This is a genomic window from Candidatus Stoquefichus massiliensis AP9 (assembly GCF_000455285.1).
Taxonomy (GTDB): Bacteria; Bacillota_I; Bacilli_A; order Erysipelotrichales; family Coprobacillaceae; genus Stoquefichus; species Stoquefichus massiliensis.
This window is the reverse complement of record NZ_HG005288.1, coordinates 45,052-68,334: the sequence shown is the minus strand read 5'-3', so window position 1 is coordinate 68,334 and position 23,283 is coordinate 45,052. Positions and strand designations below refer to the sequence as shown.

General features: G+C 29.8%; 21 protein-coding genes. 16 read left to right on the top strand and 5 right to left on the bottom strand.

What is annotated here, in order from left to right:
- Positions 1 to 2: 2 nt before the first annotated feature.
- From BN350_RS08055 to BN350_RS20930, 11 genes are all read left to right on the top strand, one after another.
- Entirely contained in the window at positions 3 to 971 is a 969-nt protein-coding gene (locus BN350_RS08055) for a WaaS/CpsH family glycosyltransferase (RefSeq protein WP_028043140.1), read from the top strand.
- Between the two features lie 183 nt (positions 972 to 1,154).
- Entirely contained in the window at positions 1,155 to 2,303 is a 1,149-nt protein-coding gene (gene glf / locus BN350_RS08050) for a UDP-galactopyranose mutase (RefSeq protein ID WP_028043139.1), read from the top strand.
- A 2-nt stretch (positions 2,304 to 2,305) separates the two neighbouring features.
- Positions 2,306 to 3,355: a polysaccharide biosynthesis protein gene (locus BN350_RS08045; RefSeq protein WP_028043138.1), complete on the top strand. Its 1,050-nt coding sequence runs from the start codon at positions 2,306 to 2,308 to the stop codon at positions 3,353 to 3,355.
- Positions 3,352 to 4,239 (top strand): sugar nucleotide-binding protein, encoded by an 888-nt coding sequence (locus BN350_RS18765; RefSeq protein ID WP_044600209.1) that lies wholly within the window; start codon positions 3,352 to 3,354, stop codon positions 4,237 to 4,239. Before BN350_RS08045 ends, BN350_RS18765 begins: the two co-directional genes overlap by 4 nt.
- A gap of 48 nt (positions 4,240 to 4,287) precedes the next feature.
- Positions 4,288 to 5,439 carry a polysaccharide biosynthesis C-terminal domain-containing protein gene (locus tag BN350_RS08035; RefSeq protein ID WP_028043137.1) on the top strand — a complete coding sequence of 384 codons (1,152 nt, stop codon included), beginning with the start codon at positions 4,288 to 4,290 and terminating at the stop codon, positions 5,437 to 5,439.
- Between the two features lie 102 nt (positions 5,440 to 5,541).
- Positions 5,542 to 6,351 carry a hypothetical protein gene (locus BN350_RS08030; RefSeq protein WP_028043136.1) on the top strand — a complete coding sequence of 270 codons (810 nt, stop codon included), beginning with the start codon at positions 5,542 to 5,544 and terminating at the stop codon, positions 6,349 to 6,351.
- A gap of 366 nt (positions 6,352 to 6,717) precedes the next feature.
- Positions 6,718 to 8,256: an AAA family ATPase gene (locus tag BN350_RS08025; RefSeq protein ID WP_028043135.1), complete on the top strand. Its 1,539-nt coding sequence runs from the start codon at positions 6,718 to 6,720 to the stop codon at positions 8,254 to 8,256.
- 100 nt (positions 8,257 to 8,356) lie between these two features.
- Positions 8,357 to 9,502, top strand: a complete 1,146-nt coding sequence (gene fucO / locus BN350_RS08020) for a lactaldehyde reductase (protein ID WP_028043134.1) — start codon at positions 8,357 to 8,359, stop codon at positions 9,500 to 9,502.
- Positions 9,503 to 9,616: 114 nt separating this feature from the next.
- Complete coding sequence (locus BN350_RS08015; protein ID WP_028043133.1) at positions 9,617 to 10,516, top strand: MBL fold metallo-hydrolase; 900 nt, start codon at positions 9,617 to 9,619, stop codon at positions 10,514 to 10,516.
- Positions 10,482 to 10,835: a hypothetical protein gene (locus BN350_RS08010; RefSeq protein ID WP_028043132.1), complete on the top strand. Its 354-nt coding sequence runs from the start codon at positions 10,482 to 10,484 to the stop codon at positions 10,833 to 10,835. Before BN350_RS08015 ends, BN350_RS08010 begins: the two co-directional genes overlap by 35 nt.
- A gap of 66 nt (positions 10,836 to 10,901) precedes the next feature.
- The gene (locus tag BN350_RS20930; protein ID WP_187117119.1) at positions 10,902 to 11,054 is read left to right on the top strand and encodes a hypothetical protein; all 153 of its coding nucleotides are present in this window, start codon (positions 10,902 to 10,904) and stop codon (positions 11,052 to 11,054) included.
- On the opposite strand, the gene BN350_RS08000 is transcribed toward BN350_RS20930, so the two are convergent.
- Positions 11,048 to 11,722 (bottom strand): gamma-glutamyl-gamma-aminobutyrate hydrolase family protein, encoded by a 675-nt coding sequence (locus tag BN350_RS08000; RefSeq protein ID WP_028043131.1) that lies wholly within the window; start codon positions 11,720 to 11,722, stop codon positions 11,048 to 11,050. The genes BN350_RS20930 and BN350_RS08000 overlap by 7 nt on opposite strands.
- Before the next feature lie 143 nt (positions 11,723 to 11,865).
- On the opposite strand from BN350_RS08000, the gene BN350_RS07995 reads away from it, so the two are divergent.
- The 3 genes from BN350_RS07995 to rlmD are packed head-to-tail and all read left to right on the top strand — an operon-like array spanning position 11,866 to position 15,280.
- Positions 11,866 to 13,164: an HlyC/CorC family transporter gene (locus BN350_RS07995; protein WP_028043130.1), complete on the top strand. Its 1,299-nt coding sequence runs from the start codon at positions 11,866 to 11,868 to the stop codon at positions 13,162 to 13,164.
- 38 nt (positions 13,165 to 13,202) lie between these two features.
- Positions 13,203 to 13,979: a YihY/virulence factor BrkB family protein gene (locus tag BN350_RS07990; RefSeq protein WP_231385250.1), complete on the top strand. Its 777-nt coding sequence runs from the start codon at positions 13,203 to 13,205 to the stop codon at positions 13,977 to 13,979.
- Positions 13,976 to 15,280, top strand: coding sequence for a 23S rRNA (uracil(1939)-C(5))-methyltransferase RlmD (gene rlmD, locus BN350_RS07985; RefSeq protein ID WP_028043128.1), 1,305 nt, complete (start codon positions 13,976 to 13,978; stop codon positions 15,278 to 15,280). The genes BN350_RS07990 and rlmD overlap by 4 nt, the downstream gene beginning before the upstream one ends.
- A gap of 823 nt (positions 15,281 to 16,103) precedes the next feature.
- On the opposite strand, the gene BN350_RS07980 is transcribed toward rlmD, so the two are convergent.
- The 4 genes from BN350_RS07980 to BN350_RS07965 are packed head-to-tail and all read right to left on the bottom strand — an operon-like array spanning position 16,104 to position 19,347.
- A complete protein-coding gene (locus BN350_RS07980) occupies positions 16,104 to 16,532 on the bottom strand; it encodes a winged helix-turn-helix transcriptional regulator (protein WP_028043127.1) in 429 nt (142 codons plus the stop codon).
- Between the two features lie 11 nt (positions 16,533 to 16,543).
- A complete protein-coding gene (locus BN350_RS07975; RefSeq protein WP_028043126.1) occupies positions 16,544 to 17,692 on the bottom strand; it encodes a cytochrome c biogenesis protein/redoxin in 1,149 nt (382 codons plus the stop codon).
- Positions 17,693 to 17,695: 3 nt separating this feature from the next.
- Positions 17,696 to 18,007 carry a thioredoxin gene (trxA, locus tag BN350_RS07970; protein WP_028043125.1) on the bottom strand — a complete coding sequence of 104 codons (312 nt, stop codon included), beginning with the start codon at positions 18,005 to 18,007 and terminating at the stop codon, positions 17,696 to 17,698.
- Positions 18,008 to 18,021: 14 nt separating this feature from the next.
- Positions 18,022 to 19,347 (bottom strand): FAD-dependent oxidoreductase, encoded by a 1,326-nt coding sequence (locus BN350_RS07965; protein WP_028043124.1) that lies wholly within the window; start codon positions 19,345 to 19,347, stop codon positions 18,022 to 18,024.
- A gap of 762 nt (positions 19,348 to 20,109) precedes the next feature.
- On the opposite strand from BN350_RS07965, the gene BN350_RS07960 reads away from it, so the two are divergent.
- Together BN350_RS07960 and BN350_RS07955 are read left to right on the top strand one after the other, a co-directional pair.
- Positions 20,110 to 21,417 carry an RnfABCDGE type electron transport complex subunit C gene (locus BN350_RS07960; protein WP_028043123.1) on the top strand — a complete coding sequence of 436 codons (1,308 nt, stop codon included), beginning with the start codon at positions 20,110 to 20,112 and terminating at the stop codon, positions 21,415 to 21,417.
- A gap of 14 nt (positions 21,418 to 21,431) precedes the next feature.
- The gene (locus BN350_RS07955; RefSeq protein ID WP_028043122.1) at positions 21,432 to 23,282 is read left to right on the top strand and encodes an RnfABCDGE type electron transport complex subunit D; all 1,851 of its coding nucleotides are present in this window, start codon (positions 21,432 to 21,434) and stop codon (positions 23,280 to 23,282) included.
- Position 23,283 lies beyond the last annotated feature (1 nt).

The window sequence follows — 23,283 nt, the reverse complement described above, 5'->3', positions numbered from 1 at the left end:
AAATGAAGTATGTATTTATTGCAAGTGATAGGGATATTGATAGAATTCTATTTAATGATGTAATCAATAAAGAGAATGTTCATTATACATATTTAACAGAAGAATTTACGAAATTGGAAATGTTTTTTTACAGGATACATTTCTCAAAAAAAATCAATTCATTATTTAATATTCCATTTAAAAAGATTTGGAATAAAAGATATAGATTTGTATCTTTATACAATAAATCTGATAGTTTAATTTTTATATATTTTATAGACACTTTTGAGGCTGTAAAACATGGACTAGTTGATTCTTTAAAAAAGAAATATACAAGTTCCAAACATATATCATATAGTCTTGATATACATGCATTTAGAAATAGTTGTTTTGAAATTATTAAAGATAAATTTGACAAATCATATATTTTTGATGAAAGTGAAGCCAAACGTTGTAAAATAGGCTATTACCCAATACCATATTCAAAAATTGAAATTAACAATCAGTATTCTGATATTAAGCAAGCTGATTTGTTTTTTGTTGGATATGGAAAAAGTAGATTTAATGAACTTATTAAGATTTATGAATTTTGTAAGAATAATAAAATAAGCACAAATTTTTATATACTTGGAATTGATGAGAAAGATCAAGTATACTCTGATGATATTAATTATTGCAATAATATTCCATATGAAAAAACCATTGCAATTTTAAATATGTCTAATTGTGGATTGGAACTTAAAGTATCTGATTGTGACTCATATTCTCAAAGAGTCTTTGAAACTCTTTTTTATAATAAAAAATTATTGACAAATAATTATTCTGTTTATAAATCAAAGTATTTTGATAAACAATCAATGATGTTTTTTCGTAATATAGATGAAATAAATGTAGATTTTGTTAAAATTCAAAAAGCATCCACAACAGAAAAATTAGCTATATGCAATGAATTGTCGCCAATAAAATTTTTGGATTTTATTAGTAATGATTAATTTTCATAGGTAATAATAACTGTAAATATTTTTTTGATTGAGTCTTAGATATATATAGTAAAATATAGTTATAAAGATTTCTGAAAAAAATTTCTTCAATGAGACTTATTGTATTTAGGTAATTTTTAATAAAAATTATGCCATAATGGTATTTATTAAAAAGCAGAAAAGAGGGAAATTAATATGTATGATTATATAGTTGTTGGTGCAGGCTTTGCTGGATCGGTATGTGCTAGGGAACTTGCCGAAAGAGGAAAAAAAGTTTTATTATTAGAAAAAAGGAGACATATTGCTGGTAACATGTATGATTATTTTGATAATAATCATTTGCTTATACATAAGTATGGACCACATGTTATTATGACTAATAACGATGAAGTTTTAAATTATATTGAAAAATATGACAATATTGTCAATATTGATGTGAAAATGGAAGTAAATATTGGTAGAGCAATAGTTCCATTACCAATTAATTTGAATTCAATTAAGTTAATGTATGATGAAAAAATAGCTAATGAAATAATAAAAAGGTTAGTTAATAAATATGGGTTAGAATCAGAAATAAATATTATAGATTTATTAAATACTGATGATTTATTTTTAAAAGAGATAGGACAAGATATTTATCAAAAGGTATTTATTGGCTATAATGCAAAGATGTGGGGTAAAAAGCCAGAAGAAATAGATAAAAATATTGTTGGTAGAGCACCAGTCAGAGTATCTTACAATAATATAAGAAGTAAGAAAAAATATAATTTTGTTCCTAAAAATGGATATACAAAAATGTTTGAAAATATATTAACACATAAAAATATTGTTTTAAAAACGAATTGTAATGGTTCTAGATGTATAAAAATTATAAAAAATAAAATCTTTTATAATGGCTCAGAATTTAATGGCAAACTTATATACACTGCTCCGTTAGATGAGTTTTTTAATTATAAATATGGTTGTCTTCCATATAGATCAGTTTTTTTTAAAAAAACAATTATAAAAAACAATACTTACTTTAATGGATTGGCTCTTACTTTTCCACTGAAATATAAAAAATTTAGGACTTCTGATATGAGTAGAGTAACGGGCGTTTATAAAGAAAATAAAGTTGCATTACTTTCAGAATACTCAGAGAACTATAATAGAGATAAAAAGTACAACATACCATCATATCCATTAATTAATGAATGTAATCTTGAGCTATTTAATAAATATAAATTGTTAGCTGATAAAGTTAATGATTTTTTTTATTTAGGAAGACTTGCAGAATTTAAATATTATGATATGTCACAGGTTATAGAAAAAGCTTTTGAGTTAGTCAATAGATTGGAGGATTAAAGATGACTCAATTTAGAGATAAGATATTAATGATTACTGGTGGAACAGGATCATTTGGGAATGCGGTTTTAAACCGCTTTTTAAATACAGATATAAAGGAAATAAGAATATTCAGTAGAGATGAATTAAAGCAGGATAATATGCGTCATGAATATCAGGCAAAATATCCCGAAGTCTCTGATAAGATTAAATTCTATATTGGTGATGTAAGAGATATAAATTCGGTAAGAAATGCGATGAATGGGGTAGATTACATATTTCATGCTGCAGCACTAAAACAGGTTCCTAGTTGTGAATTCTTTCCTATTGAAGCAGTTAAGACAAATGTTTTAGGAACAGAAAATGTATTAACTGCAGCCATAGAATGTGGCGTTAAAAGGGTAGTATGCTTATCTACAGATAAAGCTGCCTATCCTGTGAATGCAATGGGAACATCTAAGGCAATGATGGAAAAGGTCATTGTTGCGAAAAGCAGAACAGTTGATTCTCAAAAAACTAGTATTATGTGTACAAGATATGGAAATGTTATGTGTTCAAGAGGTTCAGTTATACCTCTTTTTATTAATCAAATTAAAGAGAATAAGCCACTAACATTAACTGATCCAAACATGACAAGATTTATCATGTCATTAGACGAAGCGGTAGATCTTGTTTTATTTGCATTTGAGCACGGAACAAGTGGAGACATTTTGGTTCAAAAAGCATCTGCAACGACTGTTGAAGTTTTGGCAGAGGCAATTAAGAAACTATTTAAATATGAGGTTGAAAATAAAATTATTGGAATTCGTCATGGTGAGAAAACATATGAAACTCTTTTAACTAATGAAGAATGTTCAAAGGCTATAGATATGGGAGACTTCTACAGAGTTCCAGCAGATAGAAGAGACTTAAACTATGATAACTATTTATCTAAAGGTACCAATAGAAATGGGTTAACTGAATTTAATAGCAATAACACTGAATTATTAAATATTGATCAAACTGTGGAAAAACTTTTAACTTTAAAAGAAATACGAGAAGAAGTATTAAAATGGGAGAATAAATTAAAATGAAATATTTAGTTTTAGGTGCTGCAGGAATGGCAGGACATTTAATAGCATGTTATCTGAAAGAACAGGGTGAAGAAGTAGAAGGAATAGACTTGCATGAGTCACCTTGTTGTTATACACATGTTATGGATATATGTGAATTTAATGATTTAGAAGAAATTATTAAGAAAAATAATTATGATGTCATTATAAATTGTGTAGGTATTCTTAATCAGGCTGCTGATGAACATAAGGAATTGGCAGTACTTCTTAATTCCTATCTTCCTCACTTTTTAGCAAAAGTGACAAAAACAATGAAAACAATGGTTATACAAATGAGTACAGATTGTGTATTTTCTGGAAAGGAAGGGAATTATTCAGAAAATGATGTACCTGATGGAGAAACATTTTATGATCGTTCAAAAGCTCTAGGTGAATTAAATGACAACAAGAATTTAACTTTTAGAAATTCTATTATTGGACCAGATATTAATGTAAAAGGGATAGGACTGTTTAACTGGTTTATGAAACAGTCAGGAGAAATAAATGGATATGATAAATCCTTGTGGACAGGAGTTACAACATTGACGCTTGCCAAGGCAATGCATAAAGCAAGTTATGATAATCTTACAGGCTTATACAATCTTGTCAATAACAAGAAAATAAGCAAATACAACCTTGTTAAACTATTTAATAAATATTCATGTAAGAATCTAAAAATTCAGAAGGTGGATGGTATAGTTCATGATAAATCATTATATTGTACAAGAAATGACTTTGACTTTATAGTACCTGATTATGAAACACAGGTATATGAGATGTTTGATTGGGTAAAAAATCACAAATACTTATACAATTATTTAAATGACGATAATATCAAAATTGCCGGGGGGGGGGGTACTAAGTAGATTTATATACAATGCATATAGACCCTTAGTTATTGGGGGAACAGTAGCATGAAACTTCTAATAACAGGTTCAAGTGGTTTTGTAGGAAGAAATCTTATAGAAGCCTTAAAGACTATTAGAGATGATAAATGTAGTATCTATGATTTGACTAAAGATATTAATATACATAAATATGATTTAGATTCATCATTGGATGATCTAAAAAAGTATACAAAAAACTGTGATGTTATTGTTCATCTTGCAGGTGTTAATAGACCTAAAGATGTCAATGAATTCTATGATGGAAATTATGGATTCACTGAAACATTATGTCAACTATTAAAAGAAAACAATAATCAATGTCCTATTATTGTCTCTTCAAGCATTCAGGCTGAAAGAGATAATGATTATGGCAAGTCAAAGAAACAGGGGGAGGATTATCTTTTGCAGTTTGGTAAAGATAATGGAAATCCTGTTTTTATATACAGATTTGCCAATCTCTTTGGCAAGTGGTGTAGGCCAAACTACAATAGTGTTGTTGCAACATGGTGCTATAACATTGCTCATGATATGGATATACAGATTAATAATCCCAATGCAGTTATTCCTCTATGCTATATAGATGATGTTATAGAGGAAATCATTCACTGTATTATGGGTCATCCATCAATGAAGGCTGATGGATATTATATGATGGAACCTATATATAATGTTTCTCTTAAGAAATTAAGTGAACTGTTATATTCATTCAAGGATTCAAGAAAGAATCTTAATATTCCTGATCAGAGCGATGACTTTACAAGAAAATTATACGCAACTTATTTGAGCTATCTTCCAGAAGATAGTTTTTCATATCCACTGAAAATGAACGCTGATGAAAGAGGATCATTTACGGAGTTCATCAGAACAGAGGAGCATGGACAGGTTTCTATTAATATATCAAAACCAGGCATTACAAAAGGACAGCACTGGCATCATACCAAGAATGAGAAGTTTCTGGTTGTCAGTGGAGAAGGGCTTATTCAGTTTAGAAGAATAGGTGATGACAAAATTATTGAATATAAGGTATCAGGAGATAAGCTGGAAGTCATAGATATCCCAACTGGATATACACATAACATCATTAATACTGGAGAAACAGATATGGTGACAGTTATGTGGGCTAATGAACCATTTAATCCAGACAAGCCTGATACATATTTTGAAAAGGTAGAAAAATAGACGAAATGTCTGTCTAATGTTTTTTAGATGGGAACAGAAATTAAATTAATATGTCTAAATTGAAGTAGAAGGTTATTGTAAATTTTAGGGAGGTAATATTCTTTGTATATTGATACTAAATCAGAAGAGACAATAAGAAAATCATTAAATGTATTGTTAAATGTGAGTAACAATGAAATAGATGGTTTGTTAGAAAATTGTTATAAAAAGCTTCAAATGAATCATCAATTTTTAGATATGGACAATCTTTATGAATATTTTGCATTGTTTGTAAAAGAACATCTATGTAACAATGTAGATGAAGTAATGCTTATTCATTTATCAAGAAGATTGAATAATGATACTAATAACGATGGTTATAATTTAATTGATGTATTAACAAAAGATTCATCGTTATCTCATTTTCTTAAAAGTTATGGGTTAACATTTCAATATGACCAATATATTAAAATGTATATTAAAGATAGAGAAATTGATATATCAGATAGTTTATATCTAAAAGATAGATTTGGATATAGATTTCAGGATTATTCTATAGGTGGATATGCATTTATGGATCATATAGAGGATAGTGATTATTATAATATTGCTTGTGGAGGACCTGAATTCTTTGGATATCTATATCCTTATGATATAGATATAGATGCTATTATTGATGATTTTATTGCTAATAGTACATTTTATCAGTTTAAATATGTTTTACCTTTGAAAGATATTGAGTTTGAATCTTATGAAGAGTTAGATGAAGATGAAAAAATGTATCATATCATTATTAGAACATTACAACGTTTATATTTTGATAAATATGATCCTCTATTTAATAAACAAGATAATACAATTATGAAAATGAAAGGTGACAGAGTTCTTTCAAGTCAATACTTAATCAATAAAATTGAACTTAATAACAAATAAGACACTTTATATTATGATCAGTCATATGAAGTGTCTTTTATTGTTTTTGATGAATTTAATTATTATTTTAGCAACTGAAAATCTATTAACTAGATAGTTATAAAAATGATTTTGTTATGCAGAATATGACAAAAATAACGCATATACAAACTATCAAATTTAGAGTATAATTATTTTATAGGAATCTAGGAAATGGACATGGGGTGAAAATGATAAATGACTTCAATATAAATGATATGGCTGGGAAAATTACTTTATAAGTAAGAAGTCATGAAAGAACAGAGTGCATTATTATTGAATAATAAATGCCAACTTGTACTTGGCATAACAGAATAGATATATCATGAAAAGTTAGGAGGATTGACAATGAGCGTTTATTTAAATCCAGGAAACGAAATGTTTTTACAAGCACTAAGGAATCAGATTTATGTAGATAAATCATTACTTATAGAAAAAACAAATGAATTAATTGGCAGAGGAGAATGTAAGATATGTGTCTCAAGACCAAGAAGATTTGGTAAATCTACAGATGCCAATATGTTGGTTGCCTATTATTCAAAAGGCTGCGATTCATTTGCTATGTTTAGTCCTTTGAAAATCAGTCAAAATGCTTGTTATGAGAATCATTTAAATAAGTATAATGTCATTCATTTGAATATGCAGGATTTTTTAAGCAAGACACATCATATTGGACAGATGCTAGAACTCATAACAAAACTCATTTTTAGAGAAGTCAAGAAACAATATGTTGATATAGATTATTTTGATATTAATAATTTGGTACAGATTTTTGAAGATATTCATAGTGAAACGAAAGAGAAATTTATCTTTATTATAGATGAATGGGATTGTGTTTTTAGAAGTACAGCCAAAGAAGACTATGAGAAATATCTTGATTTTCTAAGAAATCTTTTAAAAGATAAACCTTATGTAGACCTTGCCTATATGACAGGAATATTGCCAATTAAGAAATATGGAACACATAGTGCTTTGAATATGTTTAAAGAAATCTCTATGATAGAGCCGTTTGAGTATTCTAAATTCATGGGATTTACTGAACAGGAAGTCAAAGAATTATGTGAACAGTATCAGATGAATTTTAAAGATATGCAGACATGGTACAATGGCTATCAGTTAGCAGACAATATATCAGTTTATAATCCACGCTCAGTTGTCTATGCCATAGAATCCAAGAAATATGGAAACTACTGGACAAGCACAGAGACATATGAAGCATTGAGCAAATATATCAATATGAATTATGATGGCTTAAAGGATATGATAGTGAGATTATTGGCTAATGAACAGATATCTGTAGATACAGGTTCATTTCTTAATGATATGACAAATTTTAAATCAGTAGATGACATATTAACATTGCTTATCCATTTAGGGTATTTAGGATATCATGAAGGTAAGGCATATATTCCTAATCAGGAAGTTGTAGATTCATTTGTACAGTCTGTTAAGACAAGTCATTGGGATCATGTAAGTGAATCATTAATGGATTCACAGGAACTGTTAGAAGCTATATGGAATAAAGATGAAAAAAGAGTGGCAGCTATCATTCAAAAGAATCACTATATATCAAGCGTCTTAGAATACAATAACGAAAAAGCACTGGCATTTACAATCCTGTTTTCTCTCTACACAGCAAGAAATCATTATACAATCATAAGAGAATGTCCAGTAGGAAAAGGTTTTGCAGATATTGCTTATATACCATTGGGAGATAAGCCGGCAATGATTGTTGAACTGAAATGGGATCAGAGTGCCTTAACTGCAATCAATCAAATGAAAAATAATGAATATCCAGAAGTCTTAAAGAATTATAAAGATAATTTATTAATTGTAGGAATTAACTATGATAAAGAAACAAAGGAACATATTTGTTGTATTGAATAGTATTTCATGAAAAGTGACAAATCGAATGATTTGTCACTTGTTCTTTATTTCACAAGAGTGATAAAATAAAGTCAGGAAAGAAATAAAGGAGATTAGAAATATGGCAAACAGATTTATTTTAAATGAAACAAGTTATCATGGAAGTGGAGCAATCAATGAAATTCCTACTGAAGTAAAAGCAAGAGGATTTCAAAAAGCAATGGTTTGTTCTGATCCAGATTTGATTAAATTCGGAGTGACTAAAAAAGTGACTGATTTATTAGATGAAGCAGGATTAGAATATGTGATTTATTCTGATATTAAAGCTAATCCAACAATTGAAAATGTTCAAAAAGGTGTGAAGGCGTTACAAGATGCAAAAGCTGATTATATTATTGCAATTGGTGGAGGATCATCAATGGATACTGCTAAAGGTATTGGTATTATAGATAGAAACCCTGAATTTGCTGATGTGAGAAGTTTAGAAGGAGTTGCTGATACAAAGAATCCTTGTACACCTATTTTAGCAGTGCCTACGACAGCAGGAACAGCAGCAGAGGTCACTATTAACTATGTTATTACAGATGCCCAGAAAGACCGTAAAATGGTATGTGTAGACCCTCATGACTTACCAATCGTTGCATTCGTTGATCCTGATATGATGTCAAGTATGCCTAAAGGTTTAACTGCAGCTACAGGAATGGATGCATTAACTCATGCGATAGAAGGATATATTACTGCTGGAGCATGGGAAATGAGTGATATGTTCCATATCAAAGCAATTGAATTAATTGCAAAACATTTACGTGGAGCTGTTGAAAACACACCTGAAGGTAGAGAAGGTATGGCTTTAGGACAATATATTGCTGGTATGGGATTTTCTAATGTAGGGTTAGGTATTGTTCATTCAATGGCTCATCCATTAGGAGCTTTGTATGATACCCCTCATGGTGTTGCAAATGCAATTATCTTACCAACAGTTATGGAATATAATGCTCCTGCAACAGGTACAAAATATAAAGATATTGCAGAAGCAATGGGTGTAGATACAACTGGTATGTCACAAGAAGAATATAGAAAAGCAGCGATTGATGCTGTTAAGAAATTATCACAAGATGTTGGTATTCCTACTGACTTAAAAGACATTGTTAAAACAGAAGATTTAGATTTCTTATCTGAATCAGCATATGCTGATGCTTGCAGACCAGGTAACCCAAGAGAAACAAGTGTTGCGGAAATCAAAGAATTATATCAATCATTATTATAAAAGGCTATTAGCCTTTTTTCTTTCGTTTGATTATGGTAAAATATAAAAATGGATTACTACTTTTTAGTATATGATAAATAATGTTATTTAGTTTACTGTATGGGGAGAATAATCATGAAATTTAAAATTTGTATGTATAATGTTTGGTTTGGCGACTGTTTTAAAATCGAAAGTGATAGTACAAAATTAATTGTAGATTTTGGAATACATCGAAATTCATATATTAATAACTGTTGTAAAAGGATTTATAGTAGAAATGATGCTCATCAAGTTATTTCTAAATATATTTTATCTTTAAATTCACCAGATCTATTAATTACACATTATCATGAAGATCATATATCTGGATTGAAGTATATGAAAATGCATAAAAGTAAGCTTTCATTAATCCCATCAAAAAAGTTGTTTAGAAAAGTATATATTCCAGATATCTGGAATGCAACTCATGCAAGTAAAATTGTAGCTATTCATTTGTTAAGAGATTTATTGGATAAATCTTATCTATCATCAGGTAAAAGAAGTATGAGTTTACTAGATTTAGTTGAATTTTTATGTAATGATGTTAAGAACGTTACACTTGTTAAAAGAGGAACTGTGTTTGAAAAAGACAAATATATTGCATTATGGCCAGATCCTAATATGGTTGGTGCTGAAGCTGTTTTGCTATTGAATAATTTACAACTTCCAACAGCTTTTTTTAATGAATTATTGGAAATATCAAGAAAATTATGCGATTTAATTAATGGTTTCGATGATTTGAAAAATAATAGTAATTTTATACAAGATATTTTAGGTGATATACGCTCTCGTATGAATATACTTTCTGAATACAAAGGTGTTATTGATGAAATTAAAAAAATAACTACCATAGATGACGATTTAGATAGCAATTATCTTAATAGTTTTGGTAATCGAATAAGCATTGTTTTTCACAATTTGAATAATGATATTGAAAATAATATATTGTTTACTGGTGGATTTGGAAGCAAAATATTTAGAAAAAATAAAAAATAACTATGATGGTAAATATAAAATGCACGATACATATATTGTTATAAAAATACCTCATCATGGCACTAAAGGAATGAATATGGAACACTATTTTGATTTCACGTCATTTCATCCAAAAACTTATTTAATTCCCAATGGAATGTGTGGGAAAAACTGGAAAATATATTCCAAATACTGTAATGATATCAAAGATAACAAAATTAAAGTATATTGTTCAAATTCTAATTTTTGTGAAATGAATACTAAAAAAATTTTTTCAAAATGTAAATGCAAAGATAAAGTAATTGTGTTTCCAAATATATCAAAAGAAGTTAAATATTAAAACGATTAAATTATTTGTTTGTTTTTAATAGTAATAAGAAGTAGTAATGTTAAGGAGTTGAAAAGTATGGAACTGATTAATCAAACATTAATTATGGCTTTTTTAGGAATCATTGCAACATGCAGTGTTGTTTTTCCAATCTTGTTTTTGGTGCAAAGACATAAACAACATAAAGCTATAATAGAAATATTAGCACATGATAAAGACTCCAATCAGTAATTGGAGTCTTTATTTGCAGTTATAAAATGAATCATCATATCTAGAAATTGCTTTTGATGCAGAGAATCCATTCTTTCAGGATGCCATTGCACTGCAATTATTTGATGATTTTCTATTCCTTCAATGAAACCATCTTCACTTATTGCACTGATATGCAAGAGGGAAGATACTTCCTTAATATTTTGATGATGAAATGAATTGACTTTCATTTGAGATGGAAAGTATTGCTGGATAAGAGAATTTGGCATTAAGTTAACGAAATGTTCCTTTTGATGATTAATTGTTGTTTGAGATTGTGTTGGAATATCTTGATAAAGTGTTCCTTTAAAAAAGACATTAATGACCTGAATACCACGGCATATGCCAATAATAGGTTTATGTGCATGATAAAACTGTTGTAACAATGCAAAATCCATAGTTTCAATCAATTGATCTTCTTGAATGTTTGAAATATGGGAAGTCTGGTGATAATAATTAGGGTTAATATCATTGCCTCCACAAATCAGCAATGCATCATTATTTTGAACAATATCGAGGTATTGATGATCTAATTTTGGAACAACAAGTTGGATATCAAAATAAGGACAAAGAAATTGATAATAGGTTTCATTCATAAAAAAAGTCATATGATCATCTTTTTTTCTTAAAGTTATGGCAATTTTTAACATATTTCCCCCTAAATGCATTTTATTTATTGATAATTCATAAAAATTGATTATACTATAATATATGTAATTATCAGAAGAATTTGACAATTCTTTTGAATTATATTACTATTGAATAAATTTAATCATAAGGAGATTTATAATAGATGGACCCGAGTCAGATAGTGATGATTTTCATGTTTATTTTATTAATAGCAATGTCAGCCCTTTTTTCAATGAGTGAGACAGCATTTATGGCTGTTAATAAAATAAGAGTAAGAACTTTAGCAGAAGAAGATGATAATAAGAAAGCAAAGATTGTAGATAGTTTATTGGAAAACCAAGACCGTTTATTAAGCTCTATATTGGTTGGTAATAATCTTGTCAATATTGCTGCATCTTCATTAACAACTTCATTTGTCATTTCGATATTTGGAAATGAAGGGACGGGTGTTGCGATTGCAACAGGTGTTGTTACATTAATGATTTTAATCTTTGGTGAGATTACTCCCAAATCATTAGCAACTAAGAATGCTGAATCTATCTCATTTGCAATATGTCGTTTTATTAAGTTTATTACAATTATCTTTTCACCTGTTGTTGTTATATTAAATGTTATTTCCAGTGTTTTTATTCATTTGCTTGGTGGAGATATGGAAAGTGGACCAACTATGACAGAAGAAGATTTAAAGACAATCGTAACTGTTTCTCATGAAGAAGGCGTCTTGGAAGATGAAGAGAAAGAAATGATTCATAATGTTTTTGAATTTGGTGAAACCGAAATCAAAGAAATTATGACACCAAGAATTCATGTTGTGAGTGTTGCTGATGATGTTTCTTATAATGATTTGATGAAAATCTTTAAAGAAAGTCAATTTTCTAGAATTCCTGTTCATTCTGATTCATATGATGAAATTATAGGAGTTTTGCATATTAAAGATTTGATGTTATCTAAAGTTGTGAAATCTAAATTTGATGTGAAAGATTTTATGCGTGAAACTTTTGTAGTGTATGAGTTTAATCATATATCAGATGTTTTTGAATCAATGCGTAAGGAACATGTTTCTTTGGCGATTGTTCTTGATGAATATGGTGTTATGAGTGGGATTGTAACATTAGAAGATATTGTTGAAGAAATTGTTGGTGAGATTGATGATGAGTATGATGAAGTTGAAAATTCTATTGTGAATTTAGGTAATGGTATTTATTTAATTGATGGTAGTTTAAATATTGATGAAGTTAATGATACTTGTGGGACTATATTTGATTCAGATGATTTTGAGTCTATTGGTGGACTTGTTTTGGGACAATGTAATGGTAGTCCTGAATTAAATCAAGTATTGAAAATAGATAATGTCTTATTAACGATTAAAGAAATTGATAAGAATAGAATTGTTTTGTTACAATTAGAACTTCTCAATGAAGAAGAAAGTGAAGAAAATGAAGAGGAGGAAAAGCATGATTAATGTTTTTCCTTTCTTAATCAATGGAGGGAGACATCATGATGGCTTTTTATGAACGTTGTGTTAAAATATATGATGATTATCGTGAAGCAGTACCACCATATGCAGCTGCGGCATTATCATTTTATTTGCTTTTAATCCTCATTCCAGCATTTTCACTACTGGCTGTTGGAACATCACTTTTAAATATAGATATGAGTTTAATAGAAACACTTATTCAGCGTATTGTGATGCCAGATTATTCTCAGATGCTCATTGATATTTTAGAGTCACGTTCTTTAAATACTGTTGCCTTAGTGACAATGATTATTTCAATCTATACTGTATCAAGAGGAATTGGAAATATATATGAGATTTCTAAGAATATGTATCATCAGCATATTGAAGAAACAATTATTGGTTATTATATTTATACATTTAAAGTGACTATCTTTTTGTTATTGTTGTTTATAGGAATTATTGCTATTTTAGCTTTAGGTCCTTTGGCATATATTTTTAATTTTTTATATAAATATTTCGGAATTAGACATATTGTCCTCTATTTTTTAATGGTTTTTTGTTTAATGAGTATTTATTTGATTGTCCCTCGTATTCGAATTCATTATAGTGATGCTTTTCAAGGTGCTTTAGTCGCAAGTGCACTGATGCTTGTATTGTATTATGGATTAAATATTTATTTTCAATTTGCCGATTTTCAATCTGTTTATGGGCCATTAGCATCCATTGTTGTTATATTGTTTGTTTTTGATTGGGCAGCAGAAATCTTTTATATCGGTATGTATATTACAAATATTTTATATTTAAGGAGAGAAAAATGAGAAAAGAAGAAGTAGAAATTAAGAAGTTGGGTATTAATGGAGAAGGAATAGGATATATTAATAAGAAGATATGTTTTGTTGAAAATGCTATGCCTGAAGAAATTGTTGAGGTAGAAATTATAGCAGAAAATCCTAAGTTTTTAAAAGGACGTGTTTTACAATATCTTCAAAAATCAAAAGATCGTGTAGAAACGATATGTCAAGAAGATCGTCATTGTCAAGGATGTTCTTTAACATCATTAGCATATGCGAAGCATCTTCCTTATAAAAAAGGAGTTTTAAAAGATGCATTAAAAAAATATACAAATTTTGATGTTGATAAGTTACCTATTAAGGCAACGTATCCTTCACCAGTAGAAAAAGGATATCGTCATGTTGTTTCTTTACCATTAACATATTTTAAAGGGAAGGTTCATGCTGGAATTTATCAAAGAGAAACAAAGTATTTAACATTAATGAATGGATGTGGAATGCAAGATCCACTTATTAATGAATGTTTAGTTGAGATTGAAAATATTATTAATAAACATAAAGCAAGAGATTATAATGATAAAATAAAAAAAGGTTTGCGTTTTATACGATTAAAGAATATAGATGGAAAAATACAAATTTTATTTGTGACTGGAGAAGATGGCTTAAAACAGGAAATTATTAACGATTTAAGTCAGATAGATGCTATTAAGAGTATTTGGTTTACTATCAATACAACAAGACATCAGGAATTTGAATTACAAGGATATAAGAAAGTGTATGGATTATCAACATTACCATTTCAATATGCAAATCAACAATATTTATATTCAGTTAAATCAGATTTTCCAGTGAATCCTGTGATGGAAAAAGTGAAGTTAGATATGATTCGTTCATTTATACCAGAAGATGCATTAGTGTTGTCACTTAATTGTGGAATAGGATTATTAGAATTATCAATGAATAATGAAATTGTAGTCATTGATGAAAAGAATTATCATATTAAAGATGCAAAAGAGAATGCAAAATTCTTACATAAAGATAATGTTGAATTTTTATGTAAAAATATTAACGAAGGAACAATTTCACAATGTAAAAAGAAGTCATTTGATTATATTATTGTGAGAAGTGAAGAATTAAGTCCTGCCATGAAACAAAGTTTTGTTTTATCTAAATCTAAGAATGTTATTTATGTAAGTGATCATCCTTCGTCATTGGCTAAAGATATTGAGGAGTTGAGTCAATACTTTAAAGTAGAATCAATCATACCTTTAGATACATATCCATATACAGCTAAGATGGAAACAATTGTTAAGTTAAAAAGAAAATAAGAAACTGTTTTTAGGTGGTCTTCCATAAAGAGTATCGTTATAATGAACGCATAGTCAGTTTTGACTATGCTGTTTTGTTGTCTTAATAAATTAAGCACACCGACATAGTTATAGATGATTTCTACAAACTCATTGAATGGAGGTTTCCCTTTTAGATATTCATTCACTTATGCTTGTTTATTGATGAACTAACACTTTTTTGTGGCTCAGCCTGTATATTCAAATGGCTGGAAAATGTGATTAAATACACAATGTATATATGCTGTTAGATTTGTATTAAAATGAAAGTAACAAAATAGGAAATGAGGAGGATAGATTCTATATTCAACGAATCAGGAAATTATAGGAGTATTACTTTTGTAGAACTACCAATTGAAAAGTTTGATATTCCAACCCTTTCAATATTAAAATTTTCACTATGATGATGTTATTTAGGACAATCATTTGCGATTCTGGAAGGTAATCACCAGGTTGGCGAAGGGAAAATTCTTTCGATTGAAAAATAAAAAGTACACGCATTTGCTGTAAACTGTATTTAATATTATTTTCATGAGGCATTCAGGACAGCATAACTTTAACAATCCAACGACGACTTAAAACCTGTGTGAAACGCGGACAGTTTACAGAGCAGCTCCATCTTTCTAAGGTAACGTTGGGCAGCGATGAAGTGGATAACTTCAAGGACAGAAATCATCTCTATACAAAAGACGGACTATCATTAATAAACTGATAGTCCGTCTTTTGTTATAATTCTGATGATTGCACAGCCCGAATGTTTCTCAATAATTCTTTATTGAGTGTTAGTCTTAAGACAGTTTCTTTTCTAATGGGAATGAACATGAAGTTCATTTTTGTTGAGTTCTTTTCCGCATTTTTTACATACATAGATTATTTCAATATCACCATCGCAGTTTTGATGGTGCAAGCATTTATAACTTTTTTCTAGATGTTTATCTCCCCAAATAATTAGTGCATTATAAATATCATCAAGATCTGCACTTTTTTCAGTGAGATTGTATTGATATCGTGGAGGATGTTGTGAATAAAGTTCACATTCAAGTAAATCATCTTCACATAACGATTTTAAACGATTAGATAAGAGATTTGTAGGAATACCTGGGAGATTCTCCTGAAGATCTTTATATGTCTGATAACCACTTTTTACAGCGTGTAAAATAAGCAGTGTCCATTTATCACCTATCAGATTTAATGTTTGAGCAATATTACATTCAATATCATATTGTTTTTTCACAATCAATTACCTCACTTTTCTTTGACCTCTTTAATCATTGATTCCATAATTTCTAAGTTCAATTGTCCAATGGCATAGCCATATGGTTTTCCATTTTCATCAATCATAAATGTTGTTGGGAGACTAGAGACTTGAAAATAACTTGATAATTCGCCAGAATCAAAGAGGACAGGCATATTATAACCTTTTTCATTTAAGAATTCTATAATCTCTGTTTGATTTTTTTCTCTACCACCAGGATGAACGACAGTCAATATGGCAACATCTTGACTATTTTTATATTTTTCATACAATTTTTGAATCTCAGGAAGTTCTGCTTGACATGGAGGACACCATGTTGCCCAGAAGTTTAAGAAAATGACTTTCCCTTTGAAATCTGCAAAAGAAATATCTTGATTATGTTGATCTTTTAATGTATAGGGTAAAGGAAATTGTTCTTTTTCAACAGTTTCTTTTTGAGAGGCAGTAGGTGTTGAGATTTGGCCCATATAACTAGAAATATCATTCATTTGACCAGTTATCATCGTTATACCAATAATAATAAGTAATGTAGCTCCAGCTTTCACAGCAATATTCATCCATTTTTTACGTTTATTTAACCATTCTAATGCTTGATCAGTGAATAACCCTACAATAAAGAATGGTAAAGTTAAACCAATTGCATAAATGATGACTAATAAATTACTTACTAAGAAACTGCCCGAACTGCTACCAAGAATTAAAATTGAGGCAAGTGCTGGACCAATACATGGTGTCCATGCAAAACCAAAAGTAAAACCAAGGATAAAAGCAAATAGAAATTGGGAAGGAAAATGTTTGTTAAAAGAGAAACGCTTGGTTTGACTTAATTTATTTGATTTTAATATACCAAATTGATAGAGTCCAAGTAATATAATGAGGACACCACCCATTCTTGTTATAAGAGTCATATGCTCTTTAAAGAAAGAACTAATGAATTGAACTGAAACATTCAATAAAAATATAGCTATAAAAATACCAATAATAAAACAAGTTGTGAGAAAAAATAATTTTTTTCGTGTTGGTTTTTCTTCATTGTGATTCTGACCAGATAAATAACCAACATATAAGGGAATCAGTGGAAGGACACAGGGAGAGAAAAAAGAGAAAAGTCCTTCAAAGAATACTAAAATAAAATTCACAAATTAATCTCCTAGCATCTTTTCTAAAGCAGGATATGGTATAAATCCTAATTGTCTTTGTGTTATATTCCCTTTTTTCACCACAAATAAACTAGGAATAGATTGTACATGAAATTTTGCTGCTAGCTGTGGATATTGATCGACATCAACCTTGATAACAGTGACTTCGGGATGTTCATTGGCTAATCTATCAATATTAGGAGCAAGCATTTTGCATGGTCCACACCACCCTGCAAAGAAATCTATAAATAATAAATCACTATTTTGATATAATTCTAAAAACTCTTTTTCATTAGGATGTAATACTTTTGACATAATAATCTTCCTTTCTATTGGAATGTACTAAACAAATCATTAAGAGCTTCACTCATTGATGGATGAGTAAAAATGTGATTAGCAATATCTTGATATTTTAAGTTTTGGTTCATAGCCAATTGAACAAAGTTAATCATTTCTTCACTACGCTCACATAACAAAACACAGCCTAAAATAGAATCAGTCTTTGCATCAATAATGGCTTTTAAAATACCTTCAGGTTTTCCATCAACATTTGCACGTGGAATTGCGGCAGTTGGTAACTTAGCAACTTTGACATCATAACCTTGTTGTATAGCTTCTTGTTCGCTTAATCCAACACGAGAAAAAGTTGGTGAAATGAAAACAGAATAAGGGATATAACCACGATTATGAATTGTTCTTTGTTTATTTCCAAATAAATGATCTTTGACAATACGATAATCATCTAAAGAAATATATGTGAATTGAAGTCCACCTTTGACATCACCCATAGCATAAATATGAGATACAGTTGTCTGTAAGTATTCATTGACAATGACTTGTCCTCTTTGATCTAATTTTACATCAGTATTTTCTAAACCAAGATCAGCAGTATTCGCTTTTCTACCAGTTGCTAATAAGACAGCATCAAAGTGTTCAGATAAATCAGAATTTTCTTTTTGATATTGAATAATCACTTCTTCACCTTGATTAGATAAATTTTGAACTTGACTGTTAAAATGGAATGTAACACCTTGATTCTCAAGAATATGCTGAATTTCTAAAGCAATGTCTTCATCTTCACGACCAACTAAGCGTTGATTATATTCAAATACTGTTACTTGACTACCATAGCGGGCATACATACTCGCAAATTCTAAACCAATATATCCACCACCAATAATAGCAAGTTTTTTTGGTAATTGTGTTTCTTTCATCATTGAAGCACTTGTATAAATATGTTTTGTTTCTTTTAATCCTTGAATTGGTGGGATAATCGATTGTGATCCTGTATTGATAAAGATATAATCAGCCGTGAATTTTTCTTGGCCAATCACTTCTATTGTTTGATTGTCAATAAATTTTGCAGTACCATCGATAATATCAATATTATCTAATTGTGCTAATTTATCATAATTTTTTTGACGTAATTTTGTAATTAAGTTTTCCTTTTGAACAATTGCATCAGCATAGGCTCTCGTCCCAGCTTGGACAATTAACGATTTTGATGGAATACATCCTTCGTTAATACATGTTCCACCATACATTTCTTTTGATTTTTCAATCAATGCAACAGTTTTTCCCTGTTTTGCAAGTTCTCCTGCTAAAGTTTTTCCGCCTTTTCCAAAGCCAATAATAATTGTATCATAATGTTTCATAACCTAAATCCTCCTTGTTGATATCTTCACTTTATCATAGTTACTTTAAAATATCAAGTTATATGATTAAATAAAGTATTAAAAGTTTTTAATGTCTATATTTATATAGATTTATTAGATAAATTTGATAAAATGAAAATAGGAGGATGACGCATGATTGTATCTACATGATTAATGTATTTAAGTAAGAAAATAGGCAAAGCTTTAAGGTTTATTTTTTGTGGATGTTTCAGTATATTTATCTTGAATGTTAGTAAGTATAGAGAGTCAGCTTTTGGCTATTTGAGAGTGATATGGAATGAGTAGCTAATGCAATGTTTTTAAAAGTTGAAGAGAATGTATGATGATTATTTTGGCTTTACCTTATTATAAGCAACGTTAGTTGATTGATATTTGGTAGAAATGTTGATGATAGCATTCAAGAGTCAAAAGAACAATTAAAGAAAAAAACTTTAAAATTTGGTGTCAATGCTGTTTTAAGTGTCAGCATGATTATGACAGAGACATTGTGTGGGATGTTATGAGGCTGTTATTAACTGAGGAAGAATAAAATCGGGATTTGTAAATATATAAAAGATAGTGACAGAGAATCAATAATTGGAAAATATTGTTGATTCTTTTTCAATATCTTGCTTAATAATTATTTATCGTATAAAAAAAGTCTTCTTTTGGTTTTCTAAATAAGAAATTGCGTCTTGAAAAGGTTCCCAAAATGAAAAGTTGATGTTATAATGAATAAGTAAAAAGATATGGAGGGATACAATGTCGATTTTATCTGGAAAAGGAAAAGTCAAATTAGATGGACAAAAAGGTTTGACAAAAGATAAACCTATTTTGTCGATTGAAGCACCTGACGTTGTTTATATTCCCCTTGTTTTAGGAGTCGCTACTGATTTTGACGTTCATGTCAAAGAAGGCGATCATGTATGTATAGGAACAAAAATTGCTACTCGTAAGAGTATGTATGTACCTATTTATTCATCTGTTTCTGGAACAGTTAAGGGAATTGAAAAACGTATGCATGCTTCAAAACGATTACAGCAACATATTGTTATTGAAAATGACCATAAAAATGAGAGAGTAAAAGCTTATGTTGTGAATGATCCTGATCATATGAGTCAGGAGGATGTCTTCAATGCCATCAAGGAATTAGGAATTGTTGGTTTAGGTGGGTCAGGATTCCCAACTTATATCAAATATTCTCATCCTGAAAATATTGAAACAATCTTAATTAATGGTGTAGAATGTGAACCATTCTTAACAAGTGATCATCTAGCAATGAAAAGAGATATCAAAGCATTGTTTGATGGGACACATTATTTAATCAAGGCTGCTGGTGCTAAAAAAGGAATTATTGCGATTAAAGAGCATAAGCCTGATTTAATGGAGTTATTAGTTGAAGAAGCAAAAAATTATGACAACATTGAGCCAAGAGAAGTCCCAGATCGTTATCCAATGGGTTGGGAAAGGGTTTTAGTAGAAACAGTATTTAAGAAAGAATATGATAAGTTACCTGCTGAAATTGGTGTCATTGTTAATAACTCATCAACTGCAATTGCTTTATCTAAAGGAATTAGAAAAGGTGAACCAATTACTCATCGTGTTGTAACATTCTCTGGTAATGGGTTGAAAAATCCACAAAATGTAGATGTCGCAATTGGAACACCAGTCAACTATATTGTTGAAAAAATTGGTGGATATATTGATGAAGATTGTGATGGATTCTTAGTTGGTGGTGGGCCTATGATGGGAAAATCAGTCATGAATGATACATTTGTGATTTATTCTCATAACAATGCCATTACAGTTATGAAAAAAGAAGATATCAAACCTTTACCATGTTTAAAATGTGGTGAATGTACTTTACATTGTCCTGCTCATTTACAGCCTGTACGTATTATGCAAGGTGAAAAAGCAGCTAATGTGGAATTAATCGAAAAATTAGAAGCTGATCGTTGTGTTGAATGTGGTATGTGTACTTATATTTGTCCAAGTAAGATTGAAGTGACAGATATGGTGGCTAAGGCTAAACGTCGCCTACAATTGGCTCAAAAAAGAAAGAATGCGTAGGGAGGATGCTATAGATGAAGATTACTTTACAAAGAACATCACCAAATTATAAACAAAAACTCTCTACACATCGAATTATGAGAGATTTAACAATCGGATTATTGGTGATTGTTGCTTATTCATTATACAATTTATATTATAACTATACATCTAATGAACCATTGATTACTGCTATATTGATTTATGCTGTATCAATTGTGGTAGGTTTGGTAACTGAAGCTGTATGGGGGCTTGTACACAAGACAAATGTTTTAGAACAAATAAAAAATGGATTTCCTTGGGTAACATCAATTATTTTTGCTTTAACATTACCTATAGGAACACCACTATATGTTGTTGCGATTGGATCATTTATTTCTATTTTCTTAGGAAAATTAGTTTTTGGTGGTTTTGGTCATAACATTTTCAATCCTGCCTTAGTAGGGCGTGTGATTGTTCACTTATCATTTGGTGATAAATTATTACCTTATATAGAAGCTATGAAAGGTGCTGGTGGAGCAATTGATATTACAACATCTGCAACACCTGCAGCAATGTTAGCAAGTACAAATTGGATGGGTGGAGATGGATTTAGTTATACACTCACTGATTTGTTATTAGGTAATCATGGTGGAACACTGGGTGAAACATGTATTTGGCTAATTTTATTGGTTGGAGTTATTTTAGTATTGAGACGTGTTTTTGATGCGAGAATTCCACTTGCCTATTTAGGAACAATTCTTGTTTTAAGTGAAATCTTTGCACTTGTCTGTGGGTTAGATCCTTTAACTTATCCATTGATTCATTTATGCTTAGGTGGAGCTGTTTTTGGAGCTGTCTTTATGGCGACAGATCCGGTGACATCACCAACGAGTCCACTTGGTAAAATTATCTATGGTATTTGTTTAGGATTCTTAACAATGATTATTCGTTTAAAAGCAAATTATCCTGAAGGTGTTTTATTCTCAATCTTGATTATGAATATGTTAACACCATTAATTGATTCATTTATTCTTGGTAGAACAAACACAAGAATTGCAAAACAATGGATTTCTGTTGGTCTTTGCTTAGCAATCGGTGCTGGATGTGTTGCTGGTATTGGTAATGGAATCCAAAATGATATTGCAGCCGCTGAGGCAAAAGCCGCAGAAGATGCAAAGAAAAAAGAAGAAGCTGAAAAGAAAAAAGCTGAAGAAGAAGCTGCTGCTTTCAACTTTAAAGTGTTAGAAGAAATTGCTGGTGGTTATATTATGGAAACAACAGGATATACTGCTGACAAACCAATGAAGATTGAAGTAAAGATTTCTGGTGATACTGTTCAATCTGTTAAAGTTTTAGAAGCTCCTGGTGAAACGGAATACTACGGTGCTGAACTTGTTCATGGAACAAATAAGATGTCTACTGAGGCAAAAGCTTTCTATGACAAATATTTAGCTGCAGAATTTAAGACAAGTGATCTTGATGGTGTAGATACAAAAACTGGTGCAACTATGACAACAAAAGGTATTGTGAATGCTATTAAAGGTGCTATTGTGATGTCACAAATGGAACGTGAAGTCAAAGGGGATACTTATGTTTATACTATTAGTGAAACAGGATATAGTACAGATAAACCGATGAAAATGAAAATCACAATTGATAAAGCAAAAGAAACAGTTACAAAGATTGAATTTATAGATGCATCTGGTGAAACTGAATACTATGGCGCTGAACTTGTTCATGGTACTGATAAAGCTTCAGTAAAAGCTAAGGCATTCTATGATAAATATTTAGCTCAGCCATTCAAATATGCTGATATTGATGGTGTTGATACATCAACAGGAGCAACAATGACAACGAAAGGAATCGTCACTGCAATTAGAAAAGCAATTGCAGCTACGAAATAGG